The 17,583-nt window shown below is 73.3% G+C and carries 16 protein-coding genes; 2 read left to right on the top strand and 14 right to left on the bottom strand.

What is annotated here, in order from left to right; translation table 11 throughout:
- Positions 1-68 precede the first annotated feature (68 nt).
- From ABB07_RS31955 to fmt, 11 genes are all read right to left on the bottom strand, one after another.
- Positions 69-521, bottom strand: a complete 453-nt coding sequence (locus tag ABB07_RS31955; RefSeq protein ID WP_031174468.1) for an Lrp/AsnC family transcriptional regulator — start codon at positions 519-521, stop codon at positions 69-71.
- A gap of 27 nt (positions 522-548) precedes the next feature.
- Positions 549-2,039 carry an amino acid permease gene (locus ABB07_RS31950; RefSeq protein ID WP_208901969.1) on the bottom strand — a complete coding sequence of 497 codons (1,491 nt, stop codon included), beginning with the start codon at positions 2,037-2,039 and terminating at the stop codon, positions 549-551.
- A gap of 288 nt (positions 2,040-2,327) precedes the next feature.
- Complete coding sequence (locus tag ABB07_RS31945; RefSeq protein WP_208901968.1) at positions 2,328-3,770, bottom strand: GuaB1 family IMP dehydrogenase-related protein; 1,443 nt, start codon at positions 3,768-3,770, stop codon at positions 2,328-2,330.
- Between the two features lie 153 nt (positions 3,771-3,923).
- Positions 3,924-4,352 (bottom strand): hypothetical protein, encoded by a 429-nt coding sequence (locus ABB07_RS31940; protein ID WP_208901967.1) that lies wholly within the window; start codon positions 4,350-4,352, stop codon positions 3,924-3,926.
- Positions 4,349-4,750: a P-loop NTPase family protein gene (locus tag ABB07_RS31935; protein WP_208901966.1), complete on the bottom strand. Its 402-nt coding sequence runs from the start codon at positions 4,748-4,750 to the stop codon at positions 4,349-4,351. The genes ABB07_RS31940 and ABB07_RS31935 overlap by 4 nt, the downstream gene beginning before the upstream one ends.
- An 89-nt stretch (positions 4,751-4,839) precedes the next feature.
- The gene (locus ABB07_RS31930; protein WP_208901965.1) at positions 4,840-5,145 is read right to left on the bottom strand and encodes a barstar family protein; all 306 of its coding nucleotides are present in this window, start codon (positions 5,143-5,145) and stop codon (positions 4,840-4,842) included.
- A complete protein-coding gene (locus ABB07_RS31925; RefSeq protein WP_208901964.1) occupies positions 5,142-5,585 on the bottom strand; it encodes a guanyl-specific ribonuclease in 444 nt (147 codons plus the stop codon). Before ABB07_RS31925 ends, ABB07_RS31930 begins: the two co-directional genes overlap by 4 nt.
- A gap of 364 nt (positions 5,586-5,949) precedes the next feature.
- Positions 5,950-6,993, bottom strand: coding sequence for a sugar-binding transcriptional regulator (locus ABB07_RS31920; RefSeq protein WP_055704927.1), 1,044 nt, complete (start codon positions 6,991-6,993; stop codon positions 5,950-5,952).
- A gap of 90 nt (positions 6,994-7,083) precedes the next feature.
- Positions 7,084-7,770 (bottom strand): ribulose-phosphate 3-epimerase, encoded by a 687-nt coding sequence (gene rpe, locus ABB07_RS31915; protein WP_208901963.1) that lies wholly within the window; start codon positions 7,768-7,770, stop codon positions 7,084-7,086.
- Positions 7,771-7,903: 133 nt separating this feature from the next.
- Entirely contained in the window at positions 7,904-9,322 is a 1,419-nt protein-coding gene (locus ABB07_RS31910; RefSeq protein WP_208901962.1) for an RsmB/NOP family class I SAM-dependent RNA methyltransferase, read from the bottom strand.
- Between the two features lie 79 nt (positions 9,323-9,401).
- Positions 9,402-10,334 (bottom strand): methionyl-tRNA formyltransferase, encoded by a 933-nt coding sequence (gene fmt / locus ABB07_RS31905; RefSeq protein ID WP_208901961.1) that lies wholly within the window; start codon positions 10,332-10,334, stop codon positions 9,402-9,404.
- A 582-nt stretch (positions 10,335-10,916) separates the two neighbouring features.
- Between fmt and ABB07_RS31900 the strand changes: the two genes are divergently transcribed.
- The gene (locus ABB07_RS31900) at positions 10,917-11,465 is read left to right on the top strand and encodes a hypothetical protein (RefSeq protein WP_208901960.1); all 549 of its coding nucleotides are present in this window, start codon (positions 10,917-10,919) and stop codon (positions 11,463-11,465) included.
- A gap of 184 nt (positions 11,466-11,649) precedes the next feature.
- On the opposite strand, the gene ABB07_RS31895 is transcribed toward ABB07_RS31900, so the two are convergent.
- Entirely contained in the window at positions 11,650-13,809 is a 2,160-nt protein-coding gene (locus ABB07_RS31895) for a primosomal protein N' (RefSeq protein ID WP_208901959.1), read from the bottom strand.
- A gap of 224 nt (positions 13,810-14,033) precedes the next feature.
- Here ABB07_RS31895 and ABB07_RS31890 point away from each other — a divergent pair, with 224 nt between their 5' ends.
- Positions 14,034-14,825, top strand: a complete 792-nt coding sequence (locus ABB07_RS31890; protein ID WP_244189575.1) for a S1 RNA-binding domain-containing protein — start codon at positions 14,034-14,036, stop codon at positions 14,823-14,825.
- Between the two features lie 81 nt (positions 14,826-14,906).
- Here ABB07_RS31890 and metK read toward each other — a convergent pair whose 3' ends face one another.
- Positions 14,907-16,115 (bottom strand): methionine adenosyltransferase, encoded by a 1,209-nt coding sequence (gene metK / locus ABB07_RS31885; protein ID WP_208901958.1) that lies wholly within the window; start codon positions 16,113-16,115, stop codon positions 14,907-14,909.
- 251 nt (positions 16,116-16,366) lie between these two features.
- A complete protein-coding gene (gene coaBC, locus ABB07_RS31880; protein WP_208901957.1) occupies positions 16,367-17,569 on the bottom strand; it encodes a bifunctional phosphopantothenoylcysteine decarboxylase/phosphopantothenate--cysteine ligase CoaBC in 1,203 nt (400 codons plus the stop codon).
- Positions 17,570-17,583: the final 14 nt, after the last annotated feature.

The raw sequence follows: 17,583 nt of genomic DNA, 5'->3' as shown, positions 1-17,583 counted from the left end.
GAACTGCGCGACCAGCCACACACAACCCGCACTCGGCAACGGCGCAGGCGCCCCGAGTCGGAAGCCGCCTACCCCGGCGCCCCGGAGGAGAAGCGGCGCAGCAACGGCGACAGCACCAGCACCGACTTGGTCCGCTCCACGAACGGTTCCCCGGCGATCCGCTCGAGCACCCGCTCGAAGTGGCGCATGTCGGACGCGAAGACCTGCGCGATCGCGTCCGCGTCGCCGGTGACGGTCGACGCGGCCACGACCTCCTGGTAGCGCTCCAGGCCCCGCTGGATGGTGTCCGGCGAGGTGTTCCGCCGGCAGTAGATCTCGATGTACCCCTCGGTCTCCCAGCCGAGCGCCGCCGGATCCACCCGGACGGTGAATCCGGTGATCGCTCCGGTGGCGCGCAGCCGGTCCACGCGCCGCTTCACCGCGGGCGCGGACAGGCCGACCATCTGCCCGATGTCCGCGTAGGAGCGGCGGGCGTCCTCGGCGAGGGCGTGCACGATGCGTTCGTCGAGATCGTTCAGCACAGGGGGTGGTTCACTTCTTCGGTCCGGTCACTTCTCTGCCGTCACCGCGAGGCCGTCACCGGTCGCGAGACGGGAACGGCGATAGCCGTACACGAAGTAGAACACGAGCCCGACGGCCATCCAGACACCGAACACGATCCAGGTGACGGTGGACAGGCTGCCCATCATCCAGACGCAGAAGGCGAAGCCCAGCGCGGGCAGCACCGGCGACAGCGGCACCCGGAAGGAGCGGTGCATGGCGGGGCGGGTCCGGCGCAGCACCACGACGGCCACGTTGACCAGCGCGAAGGCGAACAGCGTGCCGATGCTGGTGGCGTCCGCGAGCTGTCCCAGCGGGATGGCGGCGGCGAGGACACCGCAGAACACCGAGACGATGACCGTGTTGGCGCGCGGGGCGCCGGTCTTCGGGTGGACCTTGGCGAAGATCTTGGGCACCAGGCCGTCCCGGGACATGGCGAACAGGATGCGGGTCTGGCCGTAGAGCACGGTCAGCACGACGCTCGCGATGGCGATCACCGCACAGAAGGCCAGCAGGGTGCCCCAGAAGCTCTGCCCGGTGACGTCCTTCATGATCTGGGTGAGCGTGGCCTCGGAGTCGCTGAAGCTCCGCCACGGCCTGGCACCGACGGCGACGGCGGCGACCAGCACGTACAGGGCGGTCACGATGACCAGGGACAGCATGATCGCGCGGGGCAGGTCGCGCTGGGCGTCCTTGGCCTCCTCACCGGCGGTGGAGGCTGCGTCGAAGCCGATGTACGAGAAGAACAGCGTGCCGGCGGCCCCGCTGACGCCCGCCATGCCGAGCGGCATGAAGTTCGAGTAGTTGCCGGACTTGAAGCCCATGAAGCCGATCGCGCAGAACAGGATCAGCGCGGCGATCTTCACGGACACCATGACGGTGTTGGCCCGCGCGGACTCCTTGGCGCCGCCGATCAGGAACACCATCGCGAGGATCACGACGATCAGGGCGGGCAGGTTGAAGACACCGCCGTCGACGCCGGGCGGGTTGGCGAAGGCCTTCGGGATGGTGACGCCGATGGTGCCGGACAGCAGCTCGTTCAGGTACTCGCCCCAGCCGACGGCCACGGCGGCGACCGACACGCCGTACTCCAGGAGCAGACACCAGCCGCAGACCCAGGCGATCAGTTCGCCCATCGTTGCGTATGCGTACGAGTACGAGGAGCCGGAGACCGGGATGGTGCCGGCCAGCTCGGCGTAGGACAGGGCGGAGAACAGCGCGGTGAGACCGGCGATCACGAAGGAGAGGGTGACGGCCGGGCCCGCCTTGGGGACGGCCTGGCCGAGCACGACGAAGATGCCGGTGCCGAGCGTGGCGCCGATGCTGATCATGGTCAGCTGCCACAGGCCGAGGGAGCGCCGAAGCGAGCCTCCCTCGCCCTGGCCGCCCTCCGCGACCAGGCGTTCCACGGGCTTGCGCCGCATCAGGCGCGCGGCGACGCCCTGGGCTGCGGGGGCGGTCGCTGTGCGGTCGTGCGGGGGTGCGCCTTGGTCGAGCACGCGCTGGCTCCTTCATCCTGCCGGTCATTGCGGTCGGGGACCGGGGGCAGCCCTGCGCGGGCAGGGGCCCGCCGAGCGGGGTCCCCGCCACGCCACGTACAGCGCAGCACCTTACGGGGGTGGCCTTCACGGGCGTAATGCAGCAACCTTGCGCGTCCCCGCATGATCATTGCGTTCCTCGGCCCGGAATGACAAATCGTTGTGCACCGGCTGTCGACCGTTGCAAGGCGACGGCCCCCGTTCTCCCGGCGAGCGGGAACAACGGGGGCCGTGGGCAAGGGAGTTGGATCAGGTCCAGCTGGCGTGCAGCGGCTTGCCCTCCGCGTAGCCGGCCGCGCTCTGGATGCCGACGATGGCCTTCTCGGCGAACTCCTCCAGGGAGGCGGCACCGGCGTAGGTGCAGGAGGAGCGGACGCCCGCGATGATCGAGTCGATCAGGTCCTCCACGCCCGGGCGGGCCGGGTCGAGGAACATGCGCGAGGTGGAGATGCCCTCCTCGAACAGCGCCTTGCGGGCGCGGTCGTACGCCGACTCCTCCGACGTGCGGTTGCGCACCGCGCGCGCGGAGGCCATGCCGAACGACTCCTTGTAGGCACGGCCGTTGGCGTCGTGCTGGAGGTCGCCCGGCGACTCGTACGTGCCCGCGAACCACGAACCGACCATCACGTTGGACGCGCCGGCCGCGAGCGCCATGGCCACGTCGCGCGGGTGCCGGACACCGCCGTCCGCCCACACGTGCTTGCCGTACTTCCTCGCCTCGGCGGCGCACTCCAGCACCGCGGAGAACTGCGGCCGGCCCACGCCGGTCATCATGCGGGTGGTGCACATGGCGCCGGGGCCCACACCGACCTTGATGATGTCCGCGCCGGCGTCGATCAGGTCCTTGACGCCCTCGGCGGAGACGATGTTGCCGGCGGCGATCGGCACCTGCGGGTCGAGCGCGCGCACCAGCTTGATGGCGCTGATCATCGACTCCTGGTGGCCGTGCGCGGTGTCGATGACGAGCGTGTCCACGCCCGCGTCGAGCAGCTGCTTGGCCTTGCCCGCCACATCGCCGTTGATGCCGACGGCGGCGGCGATGCGCAGCCTGCCGTTCGCGTCGACGGCCGGGGTGTACAGCGTGGCGCGCAGGGCGCCCTTGCGGGTGAGGATGCCGGCCAGCTTGCCGTCCTTGTCGACGGCCGGGGCGTAGCGGCGGTTGTGGTGGTCGAGGGTGTTGAAGGCCTCGCGCGGGTCGATGTCCGCGTCCAGCAGGAGCAGGTCCTTGGACATGACCACTTCGAGCTGGGTGAAGCGGTCGACGCCGGTGAGGTCCGCGTCGGTGACGACGCCGACGGGCCGCTGCTCGTCGTCCACGACCACACCGGCGTTGTGGGCGCGCTTGGGCAGCAGCGCCAGCGCGTCGGCGACGGTCTGGTGCGGGGCCAGCACGATCGGCGTGTCGAGCACCAGGTGGCGGCTCTTCACCCAGGAGACGACGTCGGTGACGACGTCGATCGGGATGTCCTGCGGGATGACCACCAGACCGCCGCGGCGGGCCACCGTCTCGGCCATGCGCCGGCCGGCGATGGCGGTCATGTTGGCGACGACGAGCGGGATGGTGGTGCCCGTGCCGTCCGGCGAGGCGAGGTCCACGCCCTGACGCGAGCCCACCGCGGAGCGGCTCGGCACCATGAACACGTCGTCGTACGTCAGGTCGTACGCGGGCTGGTTGTCATTGAGGAAACGCACGTGCTGCACATCCCAGTCGATCAGAGGTGACCCCCCGACGGGTGCGCCAGGGGGAAAGAGCACGTACTTCATTGTCCCATGGCGCGGCCCGGGCCATGCCCGGGCGGAACCTCCAGGGTGCCCAGTGGATCTTCGGAGGATCCGCCGAACGCCTCAGTGGAGGGCGCGGCGCGCGGCCTCCAGGAAGGCCTCCCGGGCGCCGTCGAGCGCGTCGGGGCGGGCATCGCGCCGGACCGGATCCACCAGGGCGCGGGCGGCGGCCGCCACCTCGGCGGGGCCCTCCAGCTGCACGACGTCGAGCGCCCGCTGCAGGTCGGTACGGTCGTCGGGCCGGCCCGCGCCGGTACGGCGGGTCTCGGTGACGGCGCCCACCGCGTCCAGGAAACGGACGTACGCCTGCCGACGCTGGTCGTGCACGCGCGCCGCCCGCTGTTCCTCGGCACTCAGCCGCAGTGCCTCCAGCGCCGCCTCCGCCTGCCGCTCCCCCGCCGCCCGCGTGGAGCGAGCGGAGATGACGCTGCCGCCGAGCGCGGATCCGGCGCCGATGAGAGCGGCGGACAGGGCGATGAGCCATTCGTTCATGCGGCGCATTCTGCAGGGACACGGCAACCCGGCGGTGCGGATCCGGCCACCGGTACGATCGCCACGCCGAGCCCGGGAAGCATCGGCGGGCCCGCACCGACCTGCGGAAACACCCGCAGCAGCTCGCCGAGGACGTCCGCGACCTCCACGGCGCCGTCCCGGCGGACGTCGTCGAGGTCGACGTACAGCACACCGTCCGGGTAGCGCCCGTGCAGGGCCCGGGCCAGCCGGAAGGCCAGCTCCGTCTTGCCGGTGCCGCCGTACCCGCTCAGCAGCAGGCACAGCGGCCGGGCCGCGCCGCCCGCCGTCTGCCGCTCCGTGACCAGTTGCAGGACCCGTGCCTGCTCGCGTTCACGGTCCACGAAGTGCGCCGGCCCCGGCGGAATCTGGTACGCCACCTGTCGCTGGACCCCCGTCCCGAATCGCTCCGCGTCGGCAGGAGCCTATCCAGCGGCGGAAGTTGACGCACCATCACCCGGTCATGCCGTCATTCCAGCGTGAGGGCGACCGTGAGCGGGCCGGTGCGGTCGGCGGCCTCGGTGAGCACCTCCCGTGCCACCCGCCACTCCTCCGGGTGGCCGTCCGCGTACGGCCGCCAGCCGGTGACGACGAGGAGGAGCCCCCGGTCCGCCGCCTCCCGGGGCCAGACCGACGGATCGGAGAGGCTGTCGAGGAGCGCGTCCCAGTTCCGGCCGAACCAGTCGGGCAGGGCCAGCGTCCGCGCCACGGCGTCCATCAGACCGGCCTTGTCGGTGACGCCGCCGAGGTCCAGCGTGACCACGACCCGTGTCATTTGAGCACCGCCCGGAACGTGTTGTAGTGATCATCGGTGTAGTAGATCTCCCCGCCCTGGCCGGTGATGATGCGCCGGGGGCCACGGTCGCGCGAGCCGGGCGTCCGCACCGTGTACTCGTGGTAGTAGCCCCGCTGGTGCTTCGGCAGGCGCCCCTCGAAGTTCCCGAAGACGATCCCGTCCCTGGCGTACGGGTAGGGGCCGCCCTTGTCGATCAGGGCGAGGGTCTGCCGGGCCTCGGCCGGCAACTGGGACTCCCGGACGGTGGCCATGCCGTGCGCCCAGGCGGGAGTGGACACGGCCGCGGCGGACGCGCCGGTGGCACCGGACGGGCCCGAGGAGCACCCTGCCAGCAGCACTGCGAGGACGAGGCCCAGCAGCCCCGCGAGCGCGGGGAGCAAGGACCGGCGAGGCCTGTGAGCGACGATCCGCGGCACCATGCCGACGATGCTGCCACGCCCGCCCGGCAGCGCCCCCGCCACGACCCGCCCGGACCGGACCCGCCCCACCAGTACCGGACACGCCCCGCCAGGACTGACACAGCACGCCAGGACCGAGGCACGCCCCACCATGACTGACATAGCCCACCGGGACCGGAGCACGCCCCGTCAGGACTGGCATGCCCGCCGGAACCAGACACGGCCCGCGAGACCCGGTCACGGCCCGCTGATGTCGGACGCGGGCCCCGCCCGCGTGCCTTACTGATTGCCGGACACGGTCGTTTTCCTCGGCCGCGCGCCCTGCCGATGCCGGGCCCGGCCCGCCGGGCCCGGCGCGGCGAGCCCGTGGCGGCCCGTGGGGCGGTCAGTGCCCGTCGGGGTCCGCGCGGCCGAGCGTCGGCTTCGGCGTCGGCCCGGCCGTCATCAGGTAGTCCGCGGCGGAGGTGTCCGTGACCAGGCTGGTGACCAGCCCGGAGCGCAGCACCGCGTCGATCGCGGACGCCTTGCGCTGCCCGCCGGCGATCGCCACGACCTCCGGGATACGGCGCAGCTGGTCGGCCTTGACCGTGATGCACCGCTCCCCCAGGTCCCGCCCGATCCGGCGCCCCTCGGCGTCGAAGAGGTGCGCGGCCATCTCGGCGGCGACGCCGAGCGAGGCGTAGTGCGCCCGCTCCTCGTCGCTGAGCATGTCGTGCACGGTCGAGATGCCCGGCTCCCAGGAGCCGATGGAGACACACGCGACCGTGACCTTGTCGAAGTACTCGAAGGCCCGGGCGATCCCGGTCTGGTTGCGCAGCGCGGCCGCGGTGGCCGCGTCCGGCAGCAGCATGGGCGCGTAGATGGGGTGGGCGTCGCCGCCCGACACCTGGGCGGCGCGGCGCACGGCCTCGACCGAGCCGCGCTCCGAGGTCCCGGCGTCGTACACGCCCGTCAGCTGCACCACCGTGCACGGCGGCAGCCGGTCGAGCGCCGCCGCCATGTGGATCGTGGACCGGCCCCAGGCCAGCCCGAGCACGTCCCCCTCGTTGACGAGCTCGCCGAGCAGGTCGGCGGCGACCTCGCCGAGGTTCTCGGGGTCGGGGGTCTCCTCGGCCTCGGCCGGGGACTCGACCACGACGGCGTGCCGCAAGCCGTAGCGGGCGCGCAGCGCGTCGGAGCGCTCGGCGTCCAGCTCGGCCGGGACACGGATCTCGATGCGTACGAGATCCCGTTCGAGAGCGGTCTCCAGGACCCGGGCCACCTTGAAGCGGCTGACGCCGAACTCCTCCGCGATCTGGATCTTGGACTTGCCCTCGAGGTAGAAGCGGCGGGCCATGGCCGCCGCCTGCACCAGCTCAGCGGGTCCCATCCGCATGGCTGACCGGCCCGCCGACATACCCGACACGGCGATCTCCTCACTGCTGTTCACACTCTGGATTCGCCGTTCATCCTTGCAGATTCGGCGCTACGGATCCGCCCTGATAGCGGCCGTTCACTTAACCGTTCATGTATCTGTGGCTCAGTGGTCGCATGCCCAGGATGCCTTGGCGGTAGCCGTTTCGGCCTGCGCGCGCAGGGCACGGACCGCCTCCGCCGGGTCCTTCGCGCCGTACACCGCCGAGCCGGCCACGAAGACGTCCGCTCCCGCGTCCGCGCACCTCTCGATCGTCGAGGCCGAGACACCGCCGTCCACCTGGAGCCACAGCTGCAGGCCGTGCTTGCCGATCAGCTCACGGGTGCGGCGGATCTTGGGCAGCATGATGTCGAGGAACGCCTGGCCGCCGAAGCCGGGCTCGACCGTCATGATCAGCAGCATGTCGAGTTCCGGGAGCAGGTCCTCGTACGGCTCGATCGGCGTCGCCGGCTTCAGCGCCATCGAGGCGCGGGCGCCCTTGGCACGGATCTCCCGGGCGAGCCGTACCGGGGCGGCGGCCGCCTCCACGTGGAAGGTGACGGAGGAGGCACCCGCCTCGACGTACTGGGGCGCCCAGCGGTCGGGGTCCTCGATCATCAGGTGGCAGTCCAGCGGGGTGTCCGTCGCACGCGCCAGGGACTCCACGACCGGCACGCCGAGCGTGAGGTTCGGGACGAAGTGGTTGTCCATGACGTCGACGTGGAGCCAGTCGGCGCCTCGGACCGCCTCGGCCTCCTCCGCGAGGCGGGCGAAGTCGGCGGACAGGATGCTGGGGTTGATCTGCACGGCCATGCCCCAAGCCTGCCATGCCGCTGCGCTGGGCTGTAACGGCGGTCCGTTTCGGTTGTGGTTTGTCTGCGGGTCGGTGGGGGTTGATCGCGCAGTTCCCCGCGCCCCTTACGGGGCGCTGTGCCCCGGCGGTGTTTCAGCCCGTTCTGCGGATCAGGGCCAGGTACATCGCGTCCGTGCCGTGGAGGTGGGGCCACAGCTGGATGTCGGGGCCCTCGCCCAGCGCGGGGACGCCCGGGAGCAGGGGGCGGGCGTCGATGAGCTCCGTTTCCGGGTGCTGCTTGAGGACGTCGGCGACGACCGCGCGAGTCTCCGCCAGGTGCGGGGAGCAGGTGGCGTAGCCGACGACTCCGCCGACGCGTACCGAGTCGAGGGCGGTGCGCAGCAGGGCGCGCTGGAGGGGGGCGAAGTTGTCCAGGTCCTCGGGGCGGCGGCGCCAGCGGGCCTCGGGGCGGCGGCGCAGGGCGCCGAGTCCGGTGCAGGGCACGTCCATGAGGACGCGGTCGAAGGTGCCGGGGCGCCATGGCGGCCGGGTGCCGTCGGCGGCGATCACCTGGTACGGCCCCGGGTTGCCGGCCAGCGCCTTGGCGACGAGGCCCGCGCGGTGCGGCTGCTTCTCGGAGGCGAGCAGCGTGGCCCCGCGCTCGGCGGCGAGGGCGGCCAGCAGCGCGGCCTTCCCGCCGGGCCCGGCGCACCCGTCCAGCCACGTGCTGTCGGAGCCCTCCACGGGCGCGCCCGCGAGCGCGAGGGCGACCAGCTGGCTGCCCTCGTCCTGCACCCCGGCCCGTCCCTCGCGCACGGCCCGTACAGCGCCCGGCTCCCCGCCCTCGGCGAGCCGCACCGCGTACGGCGACCAGCGCCCCGGCACGGCGGCGTCCTCGCGCAGCAGCTCCTCGGTGGTGGCCCGGCCCGGCCGCGCCACCAGGGTCACCTCGGGCCGTTCGTTGTCGGCCTCCAGCAGTTCCTCGATGCCGGCCCGCCCGCCGCCGAGGGAGTCCCAGAGCGCGGAGACGACCCAGCGGGGATGCGAGTGCACGACGGCGAGGTGGTCCTCCGGGTCCTCGTCGTACGGCGGCGCGACCTTCGCCAGCCACCCGTCGAGATCGTCCTGGGCCACCTTGCGCAGCACCGCGTTGACGAACTTGGCGCGCCCGTCGCCGAGCACCACCCGGGCCAGCTCCACGGCGGAGGACACGGCGGCGTGCGTCGGGATCCGCGTCCCGAGCAGCTGGTGCACACCGAGGCTGAGCACGTCGAGCACGGGCGGGTCGACCTCGCGCAGCGGCCGGTCGACACAGGCGGCGATCACGGCGTCGTACGTCCCCTGGCGGCGCAGCGTGCCGTAGACCAGCTCGGTGGCGAGGGCGGCGTCCCGCGCGTCGAAGTCGCCCTTCTCGCGGGCCTTGCGCAGCAGCGGGGGCAGCACGAGGTTGGCGTACGCGTCCCGCTCGTCGACCGCGCGCAGCGCCTCGAAGGCCAGGATGCGGACGGGGTCCTTCTGCGGACGACGGTAGGGCTTGGCGGGCTTACGGGGCCGCCGGGACTGCTCGCTCACGAAAAAGGTGCTCCGGATGTGAAGAAGGGGTGCGGTGTCCAGCCTACGTCGGCGGACCGCCGCCCCCGCCGGCCGGGACTCAGCCGCCCAGCGTCTCGCCCTCGGCGATGCGCACGCCGCGCGCCCAGTCGGCCGCCCGCATCGGCTTCTTGCCCTGCGCCTGCACCCAGAGCAGCTCGACGGCGTACGAACCGGTGCCCACGTGGACGCTGTTCTTGCCGACGGCCATCCGCCCCGGCGCGAGGTCGGTGCGCTCGGGGACGGGGGTGACCTGGATGAGCTTGAGGCGCTCGCCGCGGAAGGTGGTCCAGGCGCCCGGCGCCGGGGTGCAGCCGCGCACGACCCGGTCGACGCGCAGCGCGGGCGTCGACCAGTCGACCCTGGCGTCCTCGACGGTGATCTTCGGTGCGAGGGTGATGCCCTCGGCGGGCTGCGGTACGGCCTTCAGGGTGCCGTCCTCGATGCCGTCCATGGTGGCGGCGAGCAGCCCCGCGCCCGCGAAGGCGAGCCGGGTCAGCAGGTCGCCGCTGGTGTCGGTGGGCCGGATCGCCTCGGTCACGGTGCCGTAGAGGGGCCCGGAGTCGAGTCCCTCCTCGATGAGGAACGTCGACGCCCCGGTGATCTCGTCGCCGGCCATGATGGCGTGCTGCACGGGGGCGGCTCCGCGCCAGGCGGGCAGCAGCGAGAAGTGCAGGTTGACCCAGCCGTGGGCGGGGACGTCGAGGGCCACGCGGGGCAGCAGGGCGCCGTAGGCGACGACCGGGCAGCAGTCCGGGGCGATCTCCCTCAGCCGCTCCAGGAACTCCGGCTCGCGCGGCCTGACCGGCTTCAGCACCTCGATCCCGGCCTCCTCCGCCCGCTCGGCCACGGGCGACGCGACCAGCCTGCGCCCCCGCCCGGCCGGCGCGTCGGGCCGCGTGACGACGGCGGCCACCTCGTGCCGCCCGGAGGCGATCAGAGCGTCCAGAGCGGGAACGGCGACCTCGGGGGTACCGGCGAAGACGAGCTTCATGGGCGGGATCGGGCCTCTCGGGCGGGGGTTGGACGGGCAGCGCACCAGTCTATGACCAAGCAAGCAGGGACAAGCCATACGCACCTGATGCCGACGGACGAGGGAAACGGCGGAGACGGCGAACCACGGTGAACACGGCGCAGGCGGCGCAGGCGGCGAACCACGGTGAACACGGCGCAGGCGGCGCAGGCGGCGGACAACCGTGAACGCGGCGGAGGCGGTAGACGGCGGTGAGCCCCGTGGATGCGGACGGCAGTGAACCCGGTGGACGCGGTACACGGCAGAGTCACAGAACGCCGGACGCGACGACGGCCGGGCGCAACGCACGTGCGGACGCCGACGGCGAGCACCCCCACAGGTTGTCCAGCCTCTCGACCGACTGGAAACGGGTGGTGCGCGGGCGGGAGAACAAACAACCCGAACCCCCCACGGCGCGCACCCGAACGACCGGCGTACGCATATGCCCGTACGCCCCCACCCCGTGACCAGCGGAGCGCCCACGCGTTGGTCAAGAAAGAGTTGACCACATAGGGCCGTTTTCGCGGCCCAATTCCTTTCAACGCCGGTTCGAGAGGCTTGTTCATGGCCGACCACGCCACCCACGACGCCCAGGCCCGGGCCAGCCTGCACTTGCTGGTGCGGGACATCGAGCGAGTCCGCCGGCAGGTGGACGCCTTGCGCACGCTCACCGCCCAGTTGGGCAACGTCTACCGCCCGCGCCGCTCCGGCCCGTCCACGGGCTTCGTCGTCTACGGCCGCGCCCCCGCCCCGACGGTGCGCCTCGCCCAGGAACTCCGGGACAGTGTCGAAACCCTGGTCACGGCCGCCGTGGACTTCGACCGCTCACTCGGCTTCTCGTGGGACGCGGTGGGCTCGGCGCTCGGAGTCACCAAACAGGCGGTGCACCGCCGTTACGGCGCCCGCCGCGCCGCGGCCCAGGCGGCCGCCGAGGCCGAGCGGGCCACGGAGCCGTCCGGCACCCGCACGCTCAATGTGAACACCGGCCTGCCCACGGTCCCGACGGTCCCCGCGGCCCGCTCGATGCCCACGCAGCCCACCGCCGGCAGCCCGGCCCTCCGCGACCGCGACGAGGCCCGCCCGACGGCCTTCCCCAGCCCCCGCAACGGCTGACGCCTCCCCCTGCCCTCCCGGCACCACCCGGGAGGGCAGCCACGCACCCCCTCCGCACAACGGGCCCCACCACGGCGACCGGACAGCCGCCGACGGCGGGCAACCCGCACAGGTTGTCCAGCCTCTCGACCGACCGGAAACGGGCGGGGCGCGAGTGGGAGAGAGAACCCGGGAACGCCACCCGTCACCCGATGTCCGGCGGATCGATCCGCACCCGCACCGCCTCCCCGCTCCCCCGCGCCAGCCGAGCAGCCTGCGCGGTCTTCAGCGCGGCAGCCAGCGCCGCCCCGCTACCGGGTGGCACGCGGACCAGCGCCCGCTCCCAGTGCTCCCCCGGTGGCGGCGCCCCGGCCCTGCGGGGCCGCCCGGGCGGCGTCGGCGGCATCGGCACCGGCCCCAGCACCTCCGCGTCCGGCGGAAGTTCCACGGCGGCCAGGAACTCGGCGACGGCCGCGGGCGGCCCGGACACGGCCGCCATCCGCGACACCGGCGGGAAGCCCAGCTCGGCCCGCTCGGCCAGTTCCCGCACCGCGTGCCCGACGGGGTCCCAGCGCACCAGCGCCTGCACCGGCCGCAGGGTCGGCTCGGCCACCACGACCACCGTGCCCCCCTCGCTCTGCGGCCGCACCAGCGCGCCCGCCGCGATCCACCGCCGCAGCGCGTCCTCCCCGGCCCGCAGGTCGGGTCGTACGAGCATCGCCCAGCCGTCCAGCAGCAGGGCCGCCGCGTAGCCGCCCTCGGCGACCGGTTCGGCCCCCGGTGTGCTCACGACCAGCGCGGGCGTGCCCGGCACCGTGTCCAGCACGTGCTCCCGCCCCGAGGTGCGTACCGGGACGGCGGGAAAGGCGCGGCCCAGCTCCTCGGCCGTGCGCCGGGCCCCCACGACCTGGGCCCGCAGCCGGAAGCCGCCGCACTCCGGGCAGTGCCACGCGCTCTCGTCGCGCCCGCACCAGCCGCAGCGCAGCACCCCCGCGTCCTGCCCCTGCAGCGGCCCGGAGCAGTGCCGGCACCGGGCCGGCGCCCGGCACCGGTCACAGGCCATGCGGGGCGCGTAGCCACGCCGCGGCACCTGTACGAGCACCGGTCCGTGCCGCAGCCCCTCGCGGGCCGCCTGCCAGGCGAGCGTCGGCAGCCGGGCGGCGCGGGCGGCCTCGTCGCGGGCGAGGTCGTCGTCCCCGACCGTCCGGACCAGCGGGGCGGCCCGCCGCACCTGGTCCCGCCCGGCGACCAGCGGCCGGGCCCAGCCGCTCTCCACGAGCTGGGCGGCCTCCACGGTGCAGCTCCAACTCCCCAGCAGGAAGGCGCACTTGTCGAGAGCGGCCCGCAGCAACAGCACATCCCGGGCGTGCGGCTGCGGGGCGTGCTGCTCGCTGTGGCTGTCGTCGCCGTCGTCCCAGACGGCGACGAGCCCCAGGTCCTGCACGGGCGCGAACATCGCGGCCCGGGTCCCCACCACGGCCCGCACGGACCCCCGGCGCACGGCGAGCCACTGCGCGTACCGCTTCTCCGGCCCCGCCTCGGCCGTGAGCAGCGCGTGCCGGCCCGCGCCGAGCAGCGCGGTGAGCGCGGCGTCGACCCGCGCGGCGGACCGCCCGTCTGGTACGACGACGAGGGCGCCGCGGCCCGAGGCGAGCGCGGCGGCGACGGCCCGGGCCAGTTCCTCGCTCCACAGCGGGCCCGGCAGCGCGTTCCAGACGGCCCTGGGCGACCCCCCGGAGGCGAGGGCCTGGAGGAATGCCTCCCCGTGCTCGTAGCGGCCCCAGGAGGCCGTTTCCGGCGGCTTCGGTGGGGGCAGGGGCGCGGGCGACGGCCGCTGCTCGGCCCGGGCGCTGCGCGGCGGCACGGCCAGCTGGAGCACGTCGGCGAGGCTTCCGGCGTACCGGTCGGCGACGGCCCGCGCGAGGCCCAGCAGTTCCTCGCTCAGCACCGGCTCCGGCGACACGACCTGGGCCAGGGCGGCCAGCGGCCCGGAGTAGTCGGACTCGGCCCGCCGCTCGACGAGGAACCCGTCGATGAGCCCGCCGCCCTCGCGGCGCCCTTCCCGCACCCGGCCCCGGCCGGCGCCGAACCGCACCCGGACCCGCACGCCGGGCTGGGCCTGCTCGTCCAGCTCCGCGGGCACGGCGTAGTCGAAGTACCGGTCGAGATGCAGCACGCCCTTGTCGACCAGCACCCGGGCGACGGGCAGCCGCGGGGCGAGCGCGGCTCCCCGCCAGGTCCGCGGCTTGGCCCGGGGCACCTGCGCCTTCCGCACGCTCTCCCGGATGAGCGCGAGCTGCTCCGGCGGCGCCCCTTCGGCCCCGCCGTCCCCTTCTGGCCGGGGCGCCCCGTTCTCGCTGCTCACGCTTGCATTCTTACCAAACGGCACTGACAACCGACGTCCGCCCGAGATCAGGATCGGCAGCGGTACGGATTCAGCTTCACCGCACGCCCCGAAGGACGCACTCCACGAAGTAGCCGCGGCCTTCGCACCGTGCGGCGTCGGCGGCGCCAGGGTAGGTTCCGCCCGGCCGGGCCCGCCACTCGATTCGCTACCCGAGGCGGGAGAGCGGACCTAGGCTCACGGCCATGACCGAGCCGACGCCGAACCCGCTGGAACGCCTGCGAGAACGACTGACGGGCCGCGGGGAGGTGAGGTCAGGAACCGTGGCCGGGTTCGACGGCGACGACGTGCTCGTGCTGCTGGACGACGACCCGGGAGAGCCGACGGGCCGGATCCCCCGGCACCTGGTGTCCTGGACCGCGTTCGAGCACCCTTCCGAGGTCGTCGCGGTCGGTCGGCGCATCACCGCCGAGGTGCAGGCCGTCGACGAGCGCGGCGGTCACGTCTTGCTCTCCTCGAAGGCGTGTGAGGACGAGGCCCTCCACCGCCATCTGCTCGGAGCGCGGCCCGGGGACGTCGTGACCGGCACGGTGGCCGCGGTACACGACTTCGGGGTGTTCGTGCGCCTCGACGGGGAACCCCCGCACCCCGTGTATCCCGGCACCGGTTTCGTCCGCGTCCCCGATCTGACCTGGTCGCACGTCGACCACCCGCACGATGCGGTACGACCGGGGCAGAGGGCCCCCGGCGAGGTGATCACCGCCGACTCGTACCAGGGGGAAGTGGTCATCTCGCTCAAGGCCCTCCAGGAGGACCCCTGGGACCGGCACCCTCTGCGGGTCGGGGACGTCGCGAGGGGCCCGGTCACCAAGACGCTCCCCTTCGGTGCCTTCGTCCGCGTCGCCGAGGACGTGGAGGGCCTGGTGCACGTCGACGACCTGGGCGGAAGGGCCGTCGAGGAAGGACAGGAGCTCCGGGTCCGGATCCTGGAGATCGACCGTCCGCGGCGCCGGATCCGGCTGGCGCCGGCCGACTGACCCGCGACACGCCGAGGACACGCCGAGGCCCGGCCCCCCGGAGAGGGGGAACCGGGCCTCGGTGCGAAGGGTGACCGGGGCTTACAGGCCCACGGCGGCGCGCAGGGCGTCCACGCGGTCCGTGCGCTCCCAGGTGAAGTCGGGCAGCTCGCGGCCGAAGTGGCCGTAGGCGGCCGTCTGGGCGTAGATCGGGCGGAGCAGGTCGAGGTCGCGGATGATCGCGGCCGGGCGGAGGTCGAAGACCTGGTCGATCGCCTTCTCGATCTTCTCGGCGTCGACCTTGGCGGTGCCGAAGGTCTCCACGAACAGACCGACCGGCTCGGCCTTGCCGATCGCGTAGGCGACCTGGACCTCGCAGCGGGAGGCCAGGCCCGCCGCCACGACGTTCTTGGCGACCCAGCGCATCGCGTACGCGGCCGAGCGGTCCACCTTGGACGGGTCCTTGCCGGAGAAGGCACCGCCGCCGTGGCGGGCCATGCCGCCGTAGGTGTCGATGATGATCTTGCGGCCGGTCAGGCCGGCGTCGCCCATCGGGCCGCCGATCTCGAAGCGGCCGGTCGGGTTGACCAGCAGGCGGTAGCCGTCGGTCTCCAGCTTGATGCCCTCGTCCAGGAGCGCCTTCAGCTCCGGCTCCACGACGAACTCGCGGATGTCGGGCGCCAGCAGCGACTCCAGGTCGATGTCGGAGGCGTGCTGGGAGGAGACGACCACGGTGTCGAGGCGGACGGCCTTGTCGCCGTCGTACTCGATGGTGACCTGCGTCTTGCCGTCCGGGCGCAGGTAGGGGATGGTGCCGTTCTTGCGCACCTCGGACAGGCGCTTCGACAGGCGGTGCGCCAGGAAGATCGGCAGCGGCATCAGGGTCGGCGTCTCGTCGGACGCGTAGCCGAACATCAGGCCCTGGTCACCGGCGCCCTGCCGGTCCAGCTCGTCGTCGTCGCCCTCGACACGGGTCTCGTACGCCGTGTCCACGCCCTGCGCGATGTCCGGGGACTGCGCGCCGATCGACACCGACACGCCGCAGGAGGCGCCGTCGAAGCCCTTCTTGGAGGAGTCGTAACCGATCTCGAGGATCTTGTTGCGGACCAGGGTCGCGATGTCCGCGTAGGCCTTGGTCGTCACCTCGCCGGCCACGTGCACCAGGCCGGTGGTGATCAGCGTCTCGACGGCGACCCGGGAGGTCGGGTCCTCGCGCAGGAGCGCGTCGAGAATGGTGTCGCTGATCTGGTCAGCGATCTTGTCGGGGTGACCCTCGGTCACGGACTCCGAGGTGAACAGGCGACGGGACACAACGCTCCCTGTGGTTGCAGCGGCTGCTGGCTGATCATTTGCGGCGACGCGCGGGGCTGCGCCCGGCGTCGACCGTGAACAGTTTATCGGTCGCACTCGGCCGATGGGGCACGTGTCTCGCCTCTCGGGAGCGCTGTGACCTGCGGCACGGGCATTCTGCACAATGCCGGGCGGCCTTGGCCAGGGCCGCCACACCCGAATCGAACGTGGCGTGAACCCGCTGCCGCGGCCGTCCGGCGGCCCGTGCGCGGTCAGCCGAGCCGCGGTACGACCAGGTCCCACACGGTGTCGGCCAGGGCTTCCTTGGGGCCGTACGGCACGGGAGTCTCGCTGCCGTCGGCGCCCAGCACCACGGCCTCGTTCTCCTCGGAACCGAAGGTCCTGCGCTCCCCGACCTCGTTGACCACGAGCAGGTCACAGCCCTTGCGGGCGAGTTTGGCGCGGCCGTTGGCGAGGACGTCGTCGGTCTCTGCGGCGAAGCCGACGACCACCTGGCCGGGGCGGGCCCGCTCGGCCGAGATCTCCGCGAGGATGTCCGGATTGCGCACCAGGACGATCGGGTCGGGGTCCTGGCCGTCCTTCTTCTTGATCTTGCCGGCGGCGTAGGCCGCGGGGCGGAAGTCGGCGACGGCGGCGGCCATCACGACCGCGTCGGCGTCCGCCGCCGCCTTCAGGACGGCCTCGCGCAGCTGGACGGCCGTGCCGACCGGTACGACGTCCACGCCCGCCGGGTCGGGCAGGGCGGTGTTGGCCGCGATCAGCGTGACCCGGGCGCCGCGGGCGGCGGCGGTGCGGGCGAGGGCGTAGCCCTGCTTGCCGGAGGAGCGGTTGCCGAGGAAGCGGACCGGGTCGAGGGGCTCGCGGGTGCCGCCGGCGGAGACCACCACGTGCCGTCCTTCGAGGTCGGGCCCGGTGGCGCCACGGACCAGCACCCGGCGGCAGACCTCGAAGATCTCCACCGGGTCGGGCAGCCGGCCCTTGCCGGTGTCGACGCCGGTGAGCCGGCCGACGGCGGGCTCGATGACGACGGCGCCCCGGCGGCGCAGCGTGGCCACGTTCTCCTGGGTGGCCGGGTGCTCCCACATCTCGGTGTGCATGGCGGGCGCGAAGACGACCGGACATCGGGCGGTGAGGAGGGTGTTGGTCAGCAGGTCGTCCGCTAGGCCGTGGGCGGCCTTGGCCAGCATGTCGGCGGTGGCGGGTGCGACGACCACCAGGTCGGCGTGCTGGCCGATGCGGACGTGCGGGACCTCGTGGACGTCGTCCCACACGTCCGTCGAGACGGGGTTGCCGGACAGCGCGGACCAGGTGGCGGCGCCGACGAACTGCAGCGCCGAGGCGGTGGGGACCACGCGGACGTCGTGGCCCGACTCCGTGAACCTTCTCAGCAGCTCACAGGCCTTGTAGGCGGCGATGCCGCCGCTGACGCCCAGAACGACTCTCGGCTTGTCCACCGGGACTCCCATTC

The organism is Streptomyces incarnatus (genome assembly GCF_001027185.1).
GTDB lineage: Bacteria > Actinomycetota > Actinomycetes > Streptomycetales > Streptomycetaceae > Streptomyces > Streptomyces puniciscabiei.
Note: the sequence above shows the minus strand (reverse complement) of the source record. Positions and strands in the feature narration are given on the sequence as shown.